The following is a 17,824-nucleotide window of genomic DNA, read 5'->3' as shown; positions in this document are numbered from 1 at the left end:
TGACCTGTCCGGAGTGGGGCTGTGCAACAGCTTAAGGCAACATCGCTGGCTAATCTCTGTGTTCCCGCATCTGCCCTGCTTGAACCGGAGCACCGCGATTCCGCAACCTCCAGACAGGGTAAATCCTCTCCTTCTTCGAATTTATTCATCCACCACAGGCAGATGCCGCAGATATTGCAAGCGCTGCTCGGAAAAAATCTGGTTGAGATTGTCAGGCAATTTTTCAGCGCGCGGGACAGCAATCCTTTTTTTACCCCTGCAAGATTGACGCGGATAGCGCGACTGGGTCGATCAGCGGTTCTGATCCAGAAATCGAAACCCGTACCTGCCGGCAAGTGGCCGACTGGTAGCAAGCCTGTTCATTCACTCCCACCCGATCGGGTCGATCCCGAAAATCATATCGGGCGGGAAGTCGCCGAAACGGATAGATTTCCACTGATCAAGGAATCTGCTCCGCCAGCGCCGTTTTCTTTTGAGCATTCATCTTCCGCCGCTTCCGGTGAAAAAGGCGATAGGACGTGCAAGGGATCGGGTATCGGAGGGCGTTGCGTTCTGTGCGTAGGGGGGCGCGCCGCACTGTACCCGGAATATCGCCGCGTAGTGGAGGCTTCCGGGGGTAAGCTGGTCATCTACAGAAACACGCCTCAGGGCCCCGGACATCACTTGCCAGTATTGTTGGATCACGCCGATATGGTTGTCTGTCCCGTGGATTGCGTAAACCATACCGCTTTTTTCACCGTCAAGCGTTACTGCCGACGTTCCGGCAAGCCCTGCGTCTTGTTGGATCGCTCAAACCTTTCCACCTTTCGTAAAGGTATCGCTACTCTGGCAGTATTGTGTACCTCACCTGCACCGGGTAGACCCGAGCAATCAAAGAGGCGTTGGCCAGCTTCTCCCGAAGAGAGACCAGTTTAAGGATTATTAAGGATATTCAGCCCTGACGGTGTAGAAACCGGTAGAGGTCGGATCAGGATTTTATGATATCTTGCAGTGATTATCATTCGTATTATAAAAACATGAATACTTGCAATGCAGGCCGGGTTATGGCGCTGCTTGGTCTTCTTGCACTTTTCAGCGTGGGGCAGGCAATGGCCGCAGAAAGGGAGTACTGGGTTGCGGCGGAAAAAGTTACCTGGAATTATGCGCCGTCCAGGAAGAATCTGATCAAGCCCGATGATGGATTGGGAGTGTGGGGCAAAACGCTGACATATCCCAAGTACCGTTATTTTGGCTACAAGGATGGGCGCTACAAGGAGCGATTGGTGCAGCCGGAGTGGGCAGGAATTCTGGGCCCCCAGCTTCGGGCAGAGGTGGGCGACACCCTCAAGGTTCATTTTCTGAACAAGACCGACCGGCCGCTTTCCATGCACCCGCACGGCGTATTTTATGACAAGAAAAACGAGGGCGCGGATGCCGCCAGCGCAGGAGCAGGTATCGGGGCCGCAGTGCCGCCGGGGAAATCCTTTACTTATACCTGGGTTGTGGATGAGGCCTCCGGTCCCGGACCAACCGATCCTTCATCAATCGTCTGGCTGTATCACTCGCATGTAATGGAAGAGGAAGAGGCGAATCTCGGCCTGGTAGGTACCATCATTGTGACCCGGCAGGGCATGGCAAGATCGACGCGCGATCCGTCGCCGAATGATGTGGATCAGGAATTCACCACCTTGTTCATGATCTTCAATGAGGAGAACGGGGAAGAAAGCGGGATGAAGCATACCATCAACGGTCGCATTTTCGGCAACCTCAAGGGTTACGATACAGGTATTGGAAAGCGTGTGCGCTGGCACGTCGTGGCACTCGGTAACGAGACGGATAACCATACTGTGCACTGGCATGCCCAGACAGTACTCGATCATGGACGCCGCACGGATGTGGTGGAAGTGCTCCCTGCAAGCATGACCTCGGTCGACATGATTCCGCGTTCACCCGGTAACTGGCTACTGCACTGCCACGTCGATGATCACATGATGGCCGGGATGTCTACCCGGTGGAACGTCGCGCCGGCAAAATGATGGAAGACAAATACTTATAACAACTCAATCATTTCCAATCCCTGATAAATAATAGAAAAGGAAAAGCCCGATGAAACTCCCGCAATTTATCCATGCCGTAGGTATGGGTATTATCGGCTGTGTGCTCAGCCTGGATGTTGCAGCTCATGCGCTGTGGCTTGAGAAAGAAGCCGGGGCAACCCGGCTTTATTTCGGCGAATACGCGGAAAATCTGCGTGAGCCTTCGCCGGGCAGGCTCGATAGCATTATCGAACCGAAGGTGACGGTGGTAAACGCGAAAGGCGTTGAAAAGCCTGTCGAAGCCAGGCGCGAGAATAATTATTTTGCGATACCGGCAGGTAATGAAGCTCAGGGCGGCGCTGTACTGGTGCAGGCGCTCAAGCAATCCATACGCGAGCCGCAAGGGCAAATCCCGTCTCCTACCTACAGAAGATTTCTCTATACGCGCTTCGGTAGCGGAGGCAGCCTGCCGCTCGATATCCAGGAATCCGGTAACACGTTGCGTCTGACCTACTTGGGAAAGCCCGTCCCCAAGGTCGAAATCGTGGTCATCGCACCCAATGGCTGGGAGAAACATCTGCAGACGGACGAGAAAGGAGAGGTGACCTACTCATTGCTTGAGCCGGGTCTGTATGTGATCGAAGCGAAATACGAGATGCACAAACCCGGTGAGTTCGAAGGCAAGGCATACGCGGTCGAGAGCCACAAGATCACACGCAGCCTATACAAATGAGCACTGTTCAATCCGGCGCGCAAGCAGCCCCCAAATCTTCTGCAACTTCAGCAACTGCGCAGAGCATGGGACAGCCTCACGTTGCGGGCCAGGGGGCGCGTCCTGTGGTGACGGAGCCACGCGGCTACCTCTTTTTATCACAAGGAATGAAGCGCGGCCGCTTTCTGGTCTGGCTGCGTCGCACTCATGCCTGGATGGGATTGTGGGGCGCGGCGCTTGGCCTCCTATTCGGGGTATCCGGGATTCTGCTGAATCACCGCAGCGAAATGAAAATTCCCCTTGCGGCGCAGCAGGAAACCCGCGAAATACTCACTCCGCCTGCCAACAGCGTTGAGTCACCGGAGGCGCTGGAATCGTGGCTGCGCGAAAAATTCAAAATGCCCGATGCAAAATCGCGCACCCAGAAAAAACCGGCGGGCCCGGTGCCGTGGGGAGGGGGGCAGGTCATACAACCGGAAAACTGGCGTATTACGCTCCTTGCACCCAATCATAGCGTGACAGCGGAATACTGGAAAGGAGATGCCGAGACGCATATCGAGCGGAAAGAGGCCAATGTCTGGGCGACTCTGGCAAACTTTCACAAGGGAAGCGGGATGTCCAATGTCTGGATATTGCTCACTGATACGCTGGCAGGTGGCCTGCTCGTGCTGGCCATCACAGGCACGCTGTTGTGGAGTCGTCTGCATGGTCCCCGCTTGATGGCAGCCGGGTTGATTGGGACGACCTTGACGACGGCTGCGATCCTCATGTTGACGACACTATCGCTTGCATGATCGTTATTTTTTCGAACAGGATCCCTGAACCGAGATAAAAGAATGTCCAATTGATTATAATTTCCCGCCCAGTTTCGCTGGGAAAAAGAACCCACAGCCAGCCAACGCCTTCGTGCTTGTAGCCAGCCAGTAGTAAAAAAATTAAAAGAGGCTATAAGTGAAACAGTTATCCAGATTCAAGCCCGCATCCTGCTTTTTGGTCCCTATAACCCTGTTTTGTTCATGGTTATTGATGCCGTTGCCCGTGACAGCTCAAGATGCAGTGACATCTCAAGATGCAGAGAAAGAGAAGGAAAAAAGTGCGACCCTGCCGGAGATCAAGGTGACTACCGGGCGGGTCCGCCCGGGAACGATCGAGGATGTCGCCCGTACTGGCAGCAAGACAGATGCGCCCTTGCGTGACATCCCCGCGACGGTCGACGTCGTTCCGGCGGCCACTCTTAAGGAGCAGGGCTACATCAACATGAACGATGCCATGCGCAACGTGAGCAGCATGCAGCCCCTCATGGGAGGCGGCTATGGTTTCGCAAATAACTTCACCTCCCGTGGGCTGACGGTAAGCTTTTTTCGTGACGCGATGCCCGACGGGACGTCCCCGATGAACGGTTATTACCGAACGATGTACGATGTGGATCGCATTGAAGTCCTGAAAGGACCCGGGTCGGCCTTGTTCGGGGCAGCGGGCCCCGGGGGGAGCATCAACATGATCAGTAAACAGCCCAGGAGTGCTTTCTCAGCCTCCACGGGAACGATGTTCGGCAGTTTTGGCACGCTAAACGGCTATCTCGATGTGACAGGGCCGATGGGAAAGAGCTTCGCAGGACGTTTCATCACTGATCTGGAGCATGCGGACGGGTTTCGCGGACTTAAACGCGATATATTCGAGATTTCTCCCAGCATGATGTGGCGCCTGGCAGATGACAAAACACTGACGGTCGACTTCGACCACCGCGAACTGAAGATCAGGCCAGACAACTATGGAACGCTTTTCGATTTCAATTCGAAGCTGGTGGTTCCCCGGGAAAACCGTTATTACAGCCCATTCAATTATACGAGCAATACCATCAATCGCGTCACCGCCGTCCACAACTGGACAATCTCCGCAGACCTGAGCATGAGAACGGCATTTACTTATGACGGGCGCAGGCTCGATATGTTGAGAAATGGGGGAGGCAACCAGGCTAACGCTGCCGGAATCATTACGGGCCGCGATGCGCGCCATCAGACCGACCATCAGGGATTTGCAACCTTTCAGAACGAGGCGATCTGGAAAACGGCCACTGGTCCGGTCAAGCACACGCTCTTGGGCGGGTTCGAATACAAGAACGTCGACATCACGACGGTCCGGGGAGATTTTACGTTGTCTAACCCAGTGAACATATTCAATCCGTTTAATCTGGAAACCTCCGTGAACGGCATTAACCGCAGACCCACTTTCGATCGCAAAATCAGCAGCGACCAGACGTCGTTCTACGCACAGGATCAGATCGAGCTGACCGAGCAATTGAAACTCCGGCTGGGTATACGCAACGATCTCGTGCAATGGAGCGACAAAGGTTTTCAGTCTGTTTCAGGGAACTATAGGTACCGGGAAATCGTGCGCACACGTTCCTTGACAACTTATTCCACGGGTGGGGTTTATCAGCCTACCCAAAACCTGGCCTTTTATGCCGGCTACAGCACCGGCGCCTTCATCAATCTGTCAACCGAGCCTACGTCGGTTGCGACCTCACCCGAAACTTCCAATCAGATCGAGGTTGGCGCCAAGACGACCTTCCTGGACGGCAAGGCGGATTTGAACGTCGCGCTGTTTCAGAGTTCCCGGAATAACTATTTCATCAACCTCAATCCGGCTGCCACCAATCTCCTCACCCAGGACGGAAAAGATCGTTCCCGCGGTGTTGAGGTGTCCCTCGCCTTTCGGCCCATCGCCGGACTTAGCATCATCGGCAACGGGGTGTGGATGGACCCGGAAACATTATCAAAGGCAGTTGCACGGAACAATGTTCTCTTTGCTCCGGGAGAATTCAGAAGCATTGCTGGAAATCGTCCCGTGGGCGTCGCTACCAACATGGGCAGCCTGTGGACCACGTATCAGGTACAAAGTGGACTTGCACGGGGCGTGATGTTGGGATTTGGCGTGACCTACAAGGGTGACAGTTTTGCCGACGCGCTCAATCTGCTGAGAGTGCCATCATATGTTGTCTATGATGCCATGGCTTCGTATCGTGTAAAGAACCTGGAGGTCGCAGTCAACGTCAGAAACCTGACGGACAAGACCTACTATACGAACCCGACATTCGCGGGAGCGCTCCCCGGCGATCCGCTCAGTGCTTACGGCTCAGTACGGCTTTACTTCAACTGACATTTGAGACGATCCGGCTTGAGCCGGTAAGAAGCTCTCGTCGGGTCTCGAGGCTCACGCCGCAATGAGCTGAGGGGCGCGTTCTGGGAGGACCTGTCAACAGGCCTGGATGCAGCGCAGTAGCTCGCGCTCCGTTAGGTTTTATTGCCACATCAACGCGTTCCCACAGTCACTGCGTTCCACGAGGACTCGTTCAGAGTTTCCCTGGTTCCCCTCCATTTTCCGCAAATTCTACGGAGGGTGACTGATCCTACCCGGGAACCTCAGTCAGCCCTCGACACATCATCATCACACCGTCATTTTCGCGCAAGCGGAAATCTATCGCTTTGAACCTTATCCTTACATTGCAGATCTGGATACCCGCTCGCGGATATGATGCGTACAACAAACTCAGCCAGCATTTCGTGTACGTCTCTCTTCCATAAGGAGAGACGGTTACGCGCTAGCGTCTCTCTGAAGGGCCTGCTGAAGAAGGCAAGCCTGAGAGTCTCCTTTTGCTCCATCAGATCTGTATCAGATCAGAAGGACTTCGCCCGAAGGACCTTCAAATCCATTTTTTTATTCACATTGCGGTCATAAAAGCATGTCCAACGCGTAGCAGCCGGAACTCCGGAAATCCAATACAGATAAGGGTTTCAGCCGGTTTTACGCCCTACCTCCTGTAAGATTTTACAGCTATTCGGAGGTCCGGTTCCGTTGTTTCATAACGTCGTCATCAACCAACGACGAGTGAAAAAATGGGACAGATTATGCTTGCACAACATGGCAATGGTTCTCTCGATAAACGGGCCGCAATGGGAATGTATCGGCTGAGGCACGAAGTTTTTCACGACAGGCTCGGCTGGGAGGTAACCACGGATAACGGGATGGAGCATGACGAGTTCGATCTTGCAGATCCCGTATATGTTCTGGCGAAAGGAGGCGAGGGGGATGAAGAGGATGAAGACGAGGTGCTCGGTTGCTGGCGATTGCTTCCTACCCAGGGACCCTACATGTTGAAGGATACTTTTCCGCAACTTCTGCACGGACAGCCCGCGCCGCAGCAATCGGATGTCTGGGAATTGAGCCGTTTTGCCGTCATGGTTCCCAAATGTGAGAGTGCCGGTTTCGGCTTTAGCGAAATTCCGGTAAAAATGATGCAAACCTTGTTTCTCTTCGCGCGCCACAACAAGATAAAGCGCTATGTAACCGTTACCACCGTCGCAGTGGAGAGACTGATACGCAAGCTTGGCGTGAACGTTTCCAGGTTGGGCGCACCGATCAAAATCGGTCGGGTTTTGACGGTCGCATGCTATATCGAAATCGATGCAATCACCGAGTTCGCCCTTTTTGGGATGCTCCCAGAAAACGCACAAAGGAAGGCCGCATGAATATTCTACTGGTTGGAGAGAGACAAGATACCCGTCAGCTCCTGCAGCTGCTGCTTGAAAAATCCAAGCACAGGCTGGAGCGAAAAACGCTGGACAGCTTCCCGGAGCCAGACCTGGAGGCCTATGACATGGTTCTGGTCGACGGCGCAGTAGATGATTGCACCCAGCAGGTGAATCTGGTGCAATGGGTGCGGGAAGCCAGACGGCGCTATCCTCATTTACCGGTAGCGGTCATGAATAACGTCGGACCAGAGGAGACTTCCGAGAATGAATCGGCTTGCAGCACGATGCATACCTGTGGTGTATTCGAGTCGGGTAATGGTGTCCTGAACATGCGGTGTAGACTGCGTGAAATCGCCTTGGGAGAAACTGCCGCATTGATGCGCGAGGATTGCCAGCGGCCCCCATTCGAGCCGGTTACGTTTGAGTATTCGGGAAGGGGATGAAATGCGGCTGGACTATCAATAGAACGAGGAAAAGAGGCGAAGGCTTTCGAGGAATTTAATAATTCATAAAACTTTCATCGTACTGCCATCAGTCGCAGGTAGCCTGTACAAGCTGACAAAGGTTTCAAATGATATTGACTGGTTGCTCAAAGGAGGCAAATCATGAAATCCCGGCTACCTGCATTAGTGAACGCAATCTCACCCCCCAGCGCGGTCCTCATGAACTTTGTTCGGAAGGAAATTGCCCAGCCGATCCCTGAAGGTTCTGCTGTTGATATAACTCCCACCGGAGGGGCAGAGTATGCTGATACTGGTGTCCCGGTTACCTCGCCCAGCTTTGAAGCTCCCATGCTCCCTGTGTTTACACGTCTATCCGGATCCAGGAGGAGTGTATGAGTCTGGCTGATGTAATGTTGCAACCATTCCTTTCCCTGACATCGGCCGATGTGGCGGAGCACGATCCGCTTTCTTCATTGACCGAGTTCTATCAATTCGATCAAGGCGATCAGGATCTGGATGAGGACGAAAGTGAAATTGACCTGATGATTCAGCTAAGCGGAATGGTTTACAGCCCTGAGACAGGCGAGGAGTAAGGCAATCTGCATCGCTTTTAACCGGCATTGACTCCAGGAGGAATCAATTCCTGCGTACCTAACTCTTGGACGTTTCGTACACGCCTGTTTTTCCGGTTCTCCGCAACATCTTGTTGACTTCGTCCGCATGCATTTCCTCTTCGACGACAAGGCCACGCGCATAATCCTCCAGCAGTACTGACTTCCCCTGGGTCAACTCCAGCAGCTCGTAGTAGGCTGTGAGCGACTGATTCTCATGCTCCAGCGATTCCCGCAGAATATCGCCGATGTCATGCACGTGCGTTTTCAACAGAGATCCGATCCCAAGCGAAGGATAGCCTCCTAGTAACGTGACGAGTTCTCCGGCTCTATGCGCGTGGAGCAATCCTTCTTCAGCCTGCTTCTTGAGCCATTCCACCACTGGAATCCGGTTGTAGCCGAAGACCATCAATGAATAATGCGTGTATCGCACTACTCCGGCAAGCTCGAGCTCCATGATTCTGTTCAGCAGCGTGATCGCCTTGTCTTTATCGAAATCCATGTGTTTCACCTTTATGGTTACAGGAGTTCAAGGAGGTACAGGTTTGTTGCATCAGAGCGCTTCGCCATGGCTTTCCAGATATTCCGCCACACCTTCGGGACTGGCTTTCATTCCCGGTTCACCTGCTTTCCACCCAGCCGGGCACACCTCTCCATGGCTTTCGTGAAATTGCAGGGCATCGACCATGCGCAGCATTTCGTCTACATCACGCCCCAGGGGCAGGTCATTAACGACTTCATGGCGCACGATGGTGTTTTTATCTATCAGGAAAGAGGCGCGCAGGGCAACGTGGTCCGGGTGAGCAATGCCGTAAGCGTGCATGATGTCTCCCCCTACGTCGGATACCAGCGTGATTCCCACCGGACCGATGCCGCCTTTGTCGACAGGAGTGTTGCGCCAGGCGTAGTGGGTGAACTGGGAATCCACCGAGACTCCAATCACTTCCACATTGCGCCTGCGAAACTCCTCTATGCGATGCGAGTGCGCGATGATTTCGGAGGGGCAGACAAAGGTGAAATCCAGGGGATAAAAGAACAATACGGCATATTTGCCAGCAATTTGCGCGTGAAGGTTGAAGGTGTCATTGAAGGTGCCATCTGCCAGAACAGCAGGTTTGGTGAAGTCGGGCGCAGGGTGTGTAACAAGCACTGCCATCTTGAATCTCCTTATTCATCATGAATCATGAAAACTGCCACATCTTCCGCCACATTTCGTTGCACCCTGGACATGCCACCTTCCTGCTGTCGCTTCTGCTTTTGAAGAGGAAAACAAAACAGCAGTAGTAAGTAGTAGATAGGAAGAACGATGAGGCGCTGCGGCAAAAAAGAAAGCACCGAAATTGAAGGACAGAGACCAATCCGGCTAATGGGACAGTGCCCATAAATCCATTTCTATCCAGGCACCCGACTGATCGTCTCTATCCCCTTATCGATGGGATCAACACGACCTTTATAGCTCTGTTTCAATTTTCTTTCTGTGCGGCAGCCCGCATAGATGGCAAATTCTCCCTCCTCTTATGGCAGATTGCCACGGCGGGGATTGGTCGATTCATTGCACCTGCAGGAAGACAGGTTTGCATTCATTAAGCTTTCAATTTCTGTTCCCATCCTTTCAAAGATAGACGCCGTAGTTCTTTAGAAGCTGAATCAGTTTGAAGGGAAAACCTGAAGGATCAAGAGTCTATTTTGGTTATGACTGTAAAAGGGAAAAGCGCACTTTCATCAGTGGTGAAACAAGCCATACTGATAGCAAACTTGATCGCCGAGTGCGAATGCGTGGGACTGGGAGTTGTGGAGATGAACAGGAGCCCACCGCATGGGGCTACCTGCAGAAATGTACAGAGCGGGAGCAGCGAAATATGGGTGGTGATACTACAGAAGTGGCAGTGCCTTTCTGGATGACTGATTGCCTTGATATAATGCCGGCTTCCCCATGTCATCAAGCGCGTCGTCAAATTCCTTCTTTATTGTTTCATAGCATTCGCACGCCCCTGTTTCCAGTCCGGTCCGGTTAAGTACCGTAATATGGCCTCGATGGTAGCGAATAATTCCCCTTCGTTGTAATTTTCCCGCAACTCCTGCAACGCTTTCCCGGCTTACCCCAAGGGCATTGGCGATCAATTCCTGGGTCATGCTCATTTCGCTGGAGTCAAGGCGATCCAACGTTAACAGGAACCAACGGCATAGCTGCTGCTCGATTGTGTGATATCGGTTACACACCCCGATCTGGGCGATCTGTGTAATAAGCGCGTGGCTGTAACGCAGCAATATCCATTGTAGCTGTCTTCCCCTGTTGAGCTCCTGTGGCAGAAATGTGGCCTTCAGGCGGTAGGCAAAGCCTGGAATTTGAACTGTTGCCCGGCTGCTGGTAGTTTCGCCTCCCATGAACAACGAGACTCCAAGCATGCCTTCCCTTCCTACGTTTGCGATTTCCGACGAGGCGCCATTTTCCAGAATGTAATGGAGGGAAATAATGGCAGAAGCGGGAAAGTAGGCATAAGGAAGCTGATCCCCTGCTTCGCAGAGAATATCTCCAGGTCGCACATGAATCAGCTCCAGATGCGGTATTAGATCGCCAAGTTCCGTTGCCGGTAAAGCGGCAAGGAGATGGTTCTGGCTGGGGTGGGGCAGGGGAGAACTAAACATGCGGCATATTATTTCTTTTTCCTCACTTTTCTCCATTGGACTGAAGTACACCCGCGACCCCCGCCCCGATGGACAAGGGCGAGGCCTCGATTCCTGGTCCTCAAGCTCATTAATACGCAATCGTCTGAAAAGTTCAGGGAAAAGCCGGGGGACGATAGGAAGTGAAGAGCAAGGGGCTAAGTGCTGGGGCAAGCAAGTTTCCGGCAAAGTCCAAAGGAATATGGAATATGGGAAATATGGAGATGCCGGGTAAAGCTGTAAAGGATGATAGATAAGCTTTAAGTCATTTTCCAGGCAGCCGCCTCTCAAATCTGCTTTGGGTTTTTGTTTATTACCCCAGCCTTTAACTTTCATTCTTACCCTGCTTTGACTGCTTCAGGCTGTCTATGTGGGAAAACGAACAGAATAGAACGGGGAATAAGTAATAAATCATACCCAAGCGACTCAGTTTCGATTAGCTGAGAGAAGATCTCATGGATAAAACCAGGGGATAAAACCAGGAAAACTGTCATGAAGGTAACCAACAAGCCAATTCTCCTGGTCGAAGATGACCAGGTGGACATGATGTCTGTAACCCGCGCTCTCAAGCAGATTCACGTTAGCAACAAGATCGTACACCGGGAGAACGGCGAGGATGGATTGAACTACCTCGAGGATGAAACCAATGATAAACCCTGCATCATTCTGCTGGATTTGAACATGCCCATCATGAACGGCATCGAATTCCTGGAAGCGGTAAAGAGCGATGACAGGTTTAGGCGTATCCCGGTAGTGGTTCTGACGACATCGGATGAACAGCAGGACAAGGTAAACAGTTTCGATTTCGGCGTAGCTGGATATATGTCGAAGCCGGTTGACTACTGGCAATTCGTCGAGGTCATAAGGTCAATCGATGCATATTGGACCATCAGCGAAATGCCATAACATATTCGCGCCAGGTACTACGCCTGAGACCTTGGCGAATAGAATAGCTATGATAACTGAAGAGGCGGCAGGCTCAGGCAATCGCAGCATTTTGCAATGCAGGCGGAAAGGCATCTTGAATCGTGACCTTGCGGGATTTCGGGTGATTCTTTGGCACCTTCAGCCCTCTTCCTGGTGAGGCGTCGGGACAGAAGTAACGGTAATCCATTGATTCAGCAGGTTACGGGCGGCGTTGGGAATTTCGGAGGCAGTCATTCCAATGCAGCCGCCATACTGCTTCTGCAATACGTCGGCAGCCGCTCCATGCAGATATACAGCAGCGAGCAGCGCATTTTCCGGGCTCGATCGCTGTGCGAGAAAGGCGCCAATCATCCCGGAGAGGATGTCGCCCGTTCCTGCGCTGCTTAAACCGGGATTTCCACTTGTGTTGATGAAGCGTCGGCCGTCCGGCATCGCGCACACGCTGCCTGAGCCTTTCAACACGATCCAGCAGTTAAAACGCTGCGCCAGCTCCGCAGCGGCTGCCATCCGGTCCTGTTGCACGGAAGCCGTGGTGCTTTGCAGCAGGCGCGCGGCTTCGGCCGGATGAGGAGTGAGGATGGAAGGCGCATTGCGTTCGCGCAACCGTTCCCCCAGCAATTCCGCTATTTCGGAATGCGAGGCAACGAGATTCAAGCCATCTGCATCGAGAACCAGTGGCAGAGTCGTTTGCAGCGCGCACTTAAGCCAGAAGCATGCAGCAGTTTCCGTTCCCAAGCCCGGACCGACCACCAGACAGTTCAACTGCTCCAGCTTGAACAGATCCTGGATAGGGCGCAGCATCAGTTCCGGCTGGAAGGTGTCGACCCCTGGCGCGTCCGGTGCCATCAATCCCAGGTAAACGCGGCCGGCACCCAGTTTCAGCCCCGCGGTACCCGCCAGAAGCGCGGCCCCGACCATGCCGGCTGACCCTCCGATTACCCCGATACTGCCGAACATGCCCTTGTGACTGTTAGCACGCCGGGGAGGTGGCAGGAGCCGCCGGATGTGAACCTGATCCATCAGCCAAGAATCGGGTTTCTTCAGGGATGAGACGTTGAGATCGAGGTCGTGCAAAAAAACTTCCCCGCAATAATCGGGGCCGTCATTCGTGAAGAGGCCGGGTTTCAGGCCAATGAACGTCGTTGTCACGGTCGCGATGACAGCTGCGCCGCACACAGCACCCGTATCGCTGCCCAGACCGCTGGGAATATCAATGGACAGCACCGGCAGTTTCATGGCGTTAACGGTATTCACCATAGCCAGATATTTGCCGCCCAGTTCCCGTCCGCCTTGCTGGTCCAGGCCAATACCGAACAAGCCGTCGATCACGACATCCCATGTTTCATTTTCCGGAATTTCGGAGAGCATCTCAGCACCGGTGGCAACCCAGGCATTCATCGCCCGCCGCGCATCCTCCGATAACTTTGCCTGCTCGCCTGTAAACACCAGCGTTACCTTGAACCGCCACTCCCGCAGGTGGCGCGCCGCGACAAAGGCATCGCCCCCGTTGTTTCCAGGGCCGGCCAGTACCAGCACGCGGGGTTTGTGGGTGGAGAGCAGCCGGTCACGGGCAGTTTCAGCGGCAGCCAGACCGGCTGCTTCCATCAATTGAGGACGACCGGGCAAGACAGCTGCAAGGTGCTCGATTTCTCTGATCTCAACCGTGGAGTAAATGGCGGTGGATAGATTGTTCTTTAGCGTGCTCATGCGATCCGCCTATACCATTTTGCCGGGCTGGGGGCAGCGAAGCTTCTCGTGTAAAATCACGTTCTTTCCCATCATCATCTTTATCTTCCGGATGCTCAGACTTCATGGCGACAGTGCGCTTTCTTCTTTCCGGCAGAAAAAACTGGCCGCCGCTCTTAAGGTTTCAGTTCCCCAAGTTTCCCATATTTGCGCCGAGTATTGGTATTTTTGCTCGGCGGCGCGCCCGTTGCAGGAAAACGAAATCTCCATTCTGGCCAAGCTGCTCAAGGCCGTACCCGAAGATATCTCATTAAGCGGTACAAGTAGCGATGCGAGCCGGATGCGTTCCGCGTCATCGCAAGGCGAATTGTTTCTGGTCGTGCCAAGACCGGGCACCATCTCTCCATGGTCCACAAAGGCGACCGATATCGCCCATAACTGCGGACTGGATGCCGTGGCGCGACTGGAACGAGGAGTGGTCTATTATGTGGAAACCAGGGAAAAGGTTTACGACACCGCCAGGCAGTCATTGCTTGGACTGATACACGACCGTATGACCGAGGCAGTATTCAATTCACTCGACGATGCGGAGCGATTGTTCAGGCATTTCGAACCCCTGCCATTCCAGGGAGTGGATGTGCTGGAGGGGGGGCGGGACGCGTTGCTGAAAGTAAACAGCGAAATGGGACTGGCGCTGTCGCCGGAGGAAATCGACTATTTCGCGGACTACTTCCTGCGGATCGGGCGTAATCCGACAGATGTCGAACTCATGATGTTTGCGCAGGCAAATTCCGAGCATTGCCGTCACAAGATTTTCAACGCGGACTGGGTCATCGACGGTGTGCCGCGGGAGGCTTCTCTGTTTTCGATGATACGCAATACCCACCGGCATCATCCGGGCGGAACCGTGGTCGCTTACGCTGATAATTCCGCCATCATCGAGGGCGCTGAAATTGCCCGCTTCTATCCCGGTAAAGACAACCGGTACGATTACGCGCAGGAGCAGACCCATATCCTGATGAAAGTGGAGACCCATAATCATCCGACTGCGATCTCACCCTCTCCGGGTGCAGCAACCGGGGTAGGGGGCGAAATTCGGGATGAGGGAGCTACTGGCCGGGGGGCTAAACCGAGAGCGGGCCTTAGCGGTTTCTCCGTTTCCAATCTGAATATCCCGGAATTTATTCAACCCTGGGAATTGCAAGGGCTTGCACCGGAGGAACAAACCTACGGCAAACCGGGGCGCATCGCCTCCGCCCTGCAGATCATGCTGGAAGGACCCATCGGCGGCGCGGCATTCAACAATGAATTCGGGCGTCCAAACCTGGCCGGCTATTTCCGCACCTTTGAAGAACGTGTGGCAGGCGCAATGCGCGGCTACCACAAGCCCATCATGCTGGCTGGCGGGATAGGCCACATCAGCGGCAGGCATGCATTCAAGCAGGAATTTGCATCGGGCGCTCTGCTGGTTCAGCTGGGCGGACCGGGAATGCTGATCGGGCTTGGGGGAGGCGCCGCCTCCAGCATGGATACGGGAATAAACGCGGAGGCGCTCGATTTTGATTCCGTTCAGCGCGGCAACCCCGAAATGGAACGGCGCGCGCAGGAGGTCATCGATTGTTGCTGGCAGATGGAAAGGCGCGGCGAACCCAACCCGATCCTGTCGATTCACGACGTCGGCGCGGGGGGCTTATCGAATGCCCTGCCTGAACTGTTGCATGGTTCCGGCCGCGGTGGACGTGTCGATCTGCGGGCGATTCCGTCGGAGGAGCCGGGCATGTCGCCCCTGCAGATCTGGAGCAATGAGGCGCAGGAGCGCTATGTTCTTGCAATCAGGCCGGATTCGCTGGAATTGTTCCGGGCCATTTGCGAGCGCGAGCGCTGCCCCTTCGCCGTAGTCGGCACGGCGACCGTGGAAGAACAGCTTGTTGTCGCCGATCCGTTGTTCGGCAATCAGCCGGTCGACATGGATCTTTCGGTACTGCTGGGCAAGCCACCGAAGATGACGCGCGATGTTACGCACATCAGGAAAGCGTTGCCGTCGTTCGACGCGGCGGAAGTGAATCTCCGGGAAGCGGCATACCGCGTGCTGCGGCTGCCCACGGTGGCGGACAAGACTTTTCTGATCAGTATCGGAGACCGTACCGTCGGCGGCATGACTGCGCGTGACCAGATGGTGGGACCCTGGCAGGTGCCGGTAGCGGATGTGGCGGTTACCGTGATGGGTTACAACACCTATCTGGGCGAAGCTTTCGCGGTGGGTGAACGTACCCCGCTGGCATTGATCGACTCAGCCGCTTCGGCACGCATGGCAGTGGGCGAAGCCATTACCAACATTGCCGCCGCGCAGATCGAGCACCTAGGAGAAATCAAGCTTTCCGCCAACTGGATGGCGGCAGCAGGACATCCTGGGGAGGATGCTGCTCTTTATGATGCAGTGCAAGCCGTGGGAATGGAATTCTGCCCTCAACTGGGAATCAGCATCCCCGTGGGGAAGGATTCGATGTCGATGAAGACTGTGTGGGAGACCAAGGCCGGTCTCGGCCAATCGACACGAAAAGAAGTGATTGCGCCCCTCTCCTTGATTGTCTCCGCGTTTGCGAGAGTAACGGATGTGCGCAGGACGCTGACGCCTCAGTTGCGCACAGACTGCGGCGAGACAGAACTCATCCTGATCGATCTGGGAGAGGGACGCAATCGTCTGGGCGGTTCTGCCCTTGCCCAGGTTTACAAGCAGGTGGGAGATACCGCACCCGATATAGCAGGCGTTGAGGGTTCGATGCGGCTCAAAGGTTTGTTTGCCGCCATACAGCGCCTGAACCGTGAGGGCAGGATCATGGCCTACCACGATCGCTCCGACGGAGGCATGTTTTCCACGCTGTGCGAAATGACCTTTGCCGGGCATGCCGGCATAGCCATCAACCTGGACCAGTTGTGCTTTGATTCGATCGCTAACGATATCGATGGCAGCGAGATGCAGCCTGAAGCGCTGGGTGGAAGGTTCACAGCCAGCCTCATGTCAGTCCTGTTCAATGAAGAGCTGGGGGCTGTCATTCAGATAAGAACAGAGCACCGCCGGGAAGTGCTGAGTGTTTTGGCGGATGCGGGCCTGGGCGAGGCGAGTTTTGTCATCGGCAGTGTCAATGACGGGGATGAGATCCGGTTTCTGCGCAATAATAAGGCGGTATTCGCGGAAAAGCGCGTCGATCTGCATCGCGCCTGGTCGGAGACCACCTATCAGATGCAGAGGCTTCGCGACAATCCGGAATGCGCGCAGCAGGAGTATGACCGCATTCTCGATCTGCATGATCCGGGACTGCATGCGGAACTCACCTTCGATGTGGATGATGACATCTGCGCACCTTACATTCAGGCAGGGGCGAAACCAAAAATAGCGGTGCTGCGCGAACAGGGCGTGAACGGTCACGTGGAAATGGCAGCCGCTTTCGATCGCGCAGGATTTGCCGTGGTTGACGTGCATATGAGCGATATCATCGAGGGACGTGTCACCCTCATGGATTACAAAGGCTTCACTGCGTGCGGGGGGTTTTCTTATGGAGATGTGCTCGGAGCAGGGGAAGGCTGGGCCAATTCGATCCTGTTCAACGCGCGCGCCCGCGATGAGTTTGAGGCTTTTTTTGCGCGTGCTGATACCTTTGCCCTTGGTGTATGCAATGGCTGCCAGATGATGAGCAACCTGCGTCAGATTATTCCGGGCGCCGAGCATTGGCCCAGATTTGTGAGAAACAGATCGGAGCAATTCGAGGCACGGTTTGTCATGGTCGAAGCGCAGCACAGTCCATCGCTGTTTTTCGATGGCATGGCGGGCAGCCGCATGCCCATCGCTGTTGCACATGGAGAAGGCTATGCAAAATTTGCGGATGAGAATGCTGCCTCAGCAGTTTCATCCCTGGTCGCATTGCGTTATGTGGATCATCGGGGTAAGGCGACCGAGGTCTATCCCTTGAATCCAAACGGCTCTCCACAAGGTATCGCCGGCATGACAACCGCCGATGGAAGATTCAGCGTTTTCATGCCGCATCCGGAGCGCGGCTTTCGGGCAGTGCAGCAGTCATGGCATCCCGGCTGGCGCGAGGATGCGCCGTGGATGAGAATGTTCCGCAATGCGCGCAAATGGGTGGATTAACCCGTAGGATTCCCGGTTCTTAATCCGGGATTCCTTTGCCCGGATGAGCAGTGCCTGTAGCGCAGTCACGGCGGCACATGTGGGAGC

14 protein-coding genes are annotated in these 17,824 nt (G+C 54.4%); 10 read left to right on the top strand and 4 right to left on the bottom strand.

The annotated features are described in order from the left end of the window. Positions 1-21: 21 nt before the first annotated feature. The 8 genes from BMY01_RS10480 (at position 22) to BMY01_RS10440 (ending at position 8,295) form a co-directional block, all read left to right on the top strand. Positions 22-915 carry a DUF2325 domain-containing protein gene (locus tag BMY01_RS10480; protein ID WP_074746919.1) on the top strand — a complete coding sequence of 298 codons (894 nt, stop codon included), beginning with the start codon at positions 22-24 and terminating at the stop codon, positions 913-915. 101 nt (positions 916-1,016) lie between these two features. After that, complete coding sequence (locus tag BMY01_RS10475; protein WP_254772696.1) at positions 1,017-2,015, top strand: multicopper oxidase domain-containing protein; 999 nt, start codon at positions 1,017-1,019, stop codon at positions 2,013-2,015. A gap of 70 nt (positions 2,016-2,085) precedes the next feature. Continuing rightward, complete coding sequence (locus BMY01_RS10470) at positions 2,086-2,748, top strand: hypothetical protein (protein WP_074746917.1); 663 nt, start codon at positions 2,086-2,088, stop codon at positions 2,746-2,748. Continuing rightward, on the top strand, positions 2,745-3,521 hold the full coding sequence (locus BMY01_RS10465) for a PepSY-associated TM helix domain-containing protein (protein WP_074746915.1): 777 nt from the start codon (positions 2,745-2,747) through the stop codon (positions 3,519-3,521). The genes BMY01_RS10470 and BMY01_RS10465 overlap by 4 nt, the downstream gene beginning before the upstream one ends. Before the next feature lie 244 nt (positions 3,522-3,765). Next, positions 3,766-5,886 (top strand): TonB-dependent receptor, encoded by a 2,121-nt coding sequence (locus BMY01_RS10460; protein ID WP_254772695.1) that lies wholly within the window; start codon positions 3,766-3,768, stop codon positions 5,884-5,886. 737 nt (positions 5,887-6,623) lie between these two features. Further along, positions 6,624-7,256, top strand: coding sequence for an acyl-homoserine-lactone synthase (locus tag BMY01_RS10450; RefSeq protein WP_254772694.1), 633 nt, complete (start codon positions 6,624-6,626; stop codon positions 7,254-7,256). Continuing rightward, positions 7,253-7,702 carry a hypothetical protein gene (locus tag BMY01_RS10445; protein ID WP_074746909.1) on the top strand — a complete coding sequence of 150 codons (450 nt, stop codon included), beginning with the start codon at positions 7,253-7,255 and terminating at the stop codon, positions 7,700-7,702. Before BMY01_RS10450 ends, BMY01_RS10445 begins: the two co-directional genes overlap by 4 nt. Positions 7,703-8,094: 392 nt before the next feature. Continuing rightward, positions 8,095-8,295, top strand: a complete 201-nt coding sequence (locus BMY01_RS10440) for a hypothetical protein (RefSeq protein WP_074746907.1) — start codon at positions 8,095-8,097, stop codon at positions 8,293-8,295. 58 nt (positions 8,296-8,353) lie between these two features. On the opposite strand, the gene BMY01_RS10435 is transcribed toward BMY01_RS10440, so the two are convergent. The 3 genes from BMY01_RS10435 to BMY01_RS10425 all read right to left on the bottom strand — a co-directional run bounded on the left by BMY01_RS10435 (position 8,354) and on the right by BMY01_RS10425 (position 10,959). Then, a complete protein-coding gene (locus BMY01_RS10435; RefSeq protein ID WP_074746905.1) occupies positions 8,354-8,815 on the bottom strand; it encodes a ferritin-like domain-containing protein in 462 nt (153 codons plus the stop codon). A 51-nt stretch (positions 8,816-8,866) separates the two neighbouring features. Continuing rightward, positions 8,867-9,469: a peroxiredoxin gene (locus tag BMY01_RS10430; protein ID WP_074746903.1), complete on the bottom strand. Its 603-nt coding sequence runs from the start codon at positions 9,467-9,469 to the stop codon at positions 8,867-8,869. A 716-nt stretch (positions 9,470-10,185) separates the two neighbouring features. Further along, positions 10,186-10,959 (bottom strand): Crp/Fnr family transcriptional regulator, encoded by a 774-nt coding sequence (locus BMY01_RS10425; protein WP_074746901.1) that lies wholly within the window; start codon positions 10,957-10,959, stop codon positions 10,186-10,188. Between the two features lie 510 nt (positions 10,960-11,469). Between BMY01_RS10425 and BMY01_RS10415 the strand changes: the two genes are divergently transcribed. Further along, positions 11,470-11,883, top strand: a complete 414-nt coding sequence (locus BMY01_RS10415; RefSeq protein WP_074746897.1) for a response regulator — start codon at positions 11,470-11,472, stop codon at positions 11,881-11,883. Positions 11,884-12,042: 159 nt separating this feature from the next. On the opposite strand, the gene BMY01_RS10410 is transcribed toward BMY01_RS10415, so the two are convergent. Then, positions 12,043-13,611, bottom strand: coding sequence for a bifunctional ADP-dependent NAD(P)H-hydrate dehydratase/NAD(P)H-hydrate epimerase (locus BMY01_RS10410; protein ID WP_074746895.1), 1,569 nt, complete (start codon positions 13,609-13,611; stop codon positions 12,043-12,045). A 91-nt stretch (positions 13,612-13,702) separates the two neighbouring features. Between BMY01_RS10410 and purL the strand changes: the two genes are divergently transcribed. Next, a complete protein-coding gene (purL, locus tag BMY01_RS10405; RefSeq protein WP_074747059.1) occupies positions 13,703-17,737 on the top strand; it encodes a phosphoribosylformylglycinamidine synthase in 4,035 nt (1,344 codons plus the stop codon). The last annotated feature ends 87 nt before the right edge of the window (positions 17,738-17,824 follow it).

Origin of the sequence: Nitrosospira multiformis (assembly GCF_900110185.1) — a bacterium.
Taxonomy (GTDB): Bacteria; Pseudomonadota; Gammaproteobacteria; order Burkholderiales; family Nitrosomonadaceae; genus Nitrosospira; species Nitrosospira multiformis_A.
This window is presented reverse-complemented; position numbering and strand designations above follow the sequence as displayed.

What these genes read in the sequence shown, in the direction of transcription:
- BMY01_RS10475 (WP_254772696.1), top strand. Translation starts at nt 1,017, where the DNA reads ATGAATACTTGCAATGCAGGCCGGGTTATGGCGCTGCTTGGTCTTCTT.
- BMY01_RS10470 (WP_074746917.1), top strand. Translation starts at nt 2,086, where the DNA reads ATGAAACTCCCGCAATTTATCCATGCCGTAGGTATGGGTATTATCGGC.
- BMY01_RS10465 (WP_074746915.1), top strand. Translation starts at nt 2,745, where the DNA reads ATGAGCACTGTTCAATCCGGCGCGCAAGCAGCCCCCAAATCTTCTGCA.
- BMY01_RS10450 (WP_254772694.1), top strand. Translation starts at nt 6,624, where the DNA reads ATGGGACAGATTATGCTTGCACAACATGGCAATGGTTCTCTCGATAAA.
- BMY01_RS10445 (WP_074746909.1), top strand. Translation starts at nt 7,253, where the DNA reads ATGAATATTCTACTGGTTGGAGAGAGACAAGATACCCGTCAGCTCCTG.
- BMY01_RS10440 (WP_074746907.1), top strand. Translation starts at nt 8,095, where the DNA reads ATGAGTCTGGCTGATGTAATGTTGCAACCATTCCTTTCCCTGACATCG.
- BMY01_RS10435 (WP_074746905.1), bottom strand. Translation starts at nt 8,815, where the DNA reads ATGGATTTCGATAAAGACAAGGCGATCACGCTGCTGAACAGAATCATG.
- BMY01_RS10430 (WP_074746903.1), bottom strand. Translation starts at nt 9,469, where the DNA reads ATGGCAGTGCTTGTTACACACCCTGCGCCCGACTTCACCAAACCTGCT.
- BMY01_RS10425 (WP_074746901.1), bottom strand. Translation starts at nt 10,959, where the DNA reads ATGTTTAGTTCTCCCCTGCCCCACCCCAGCCAGAACCATCTCCTTGCC.
- BMY01_RS10415 (WP_074746897.1), top strand. Translation starts at nt 11,470, where the DNA reads ATGAAGGTAACCAACAAGCCAATTCTCCTGGTCGAAGATGACCAGGTG.
- BMY01_RS10410 (WP_074746895.1), bottom strand. Translation starts at nt 13,611, where the DNA reads ATGAGCACGCTAAAGAACAATCTATCCACCGCCATTTACTCCACGGTT.
- purL (WP_074747059.1), top strand. Translation starts at nt 13,703, where the DNA reads ATGCTCAGACTTCATGGCGACAGTGCGCTTTCTTCTTTCCGGCAGAAA.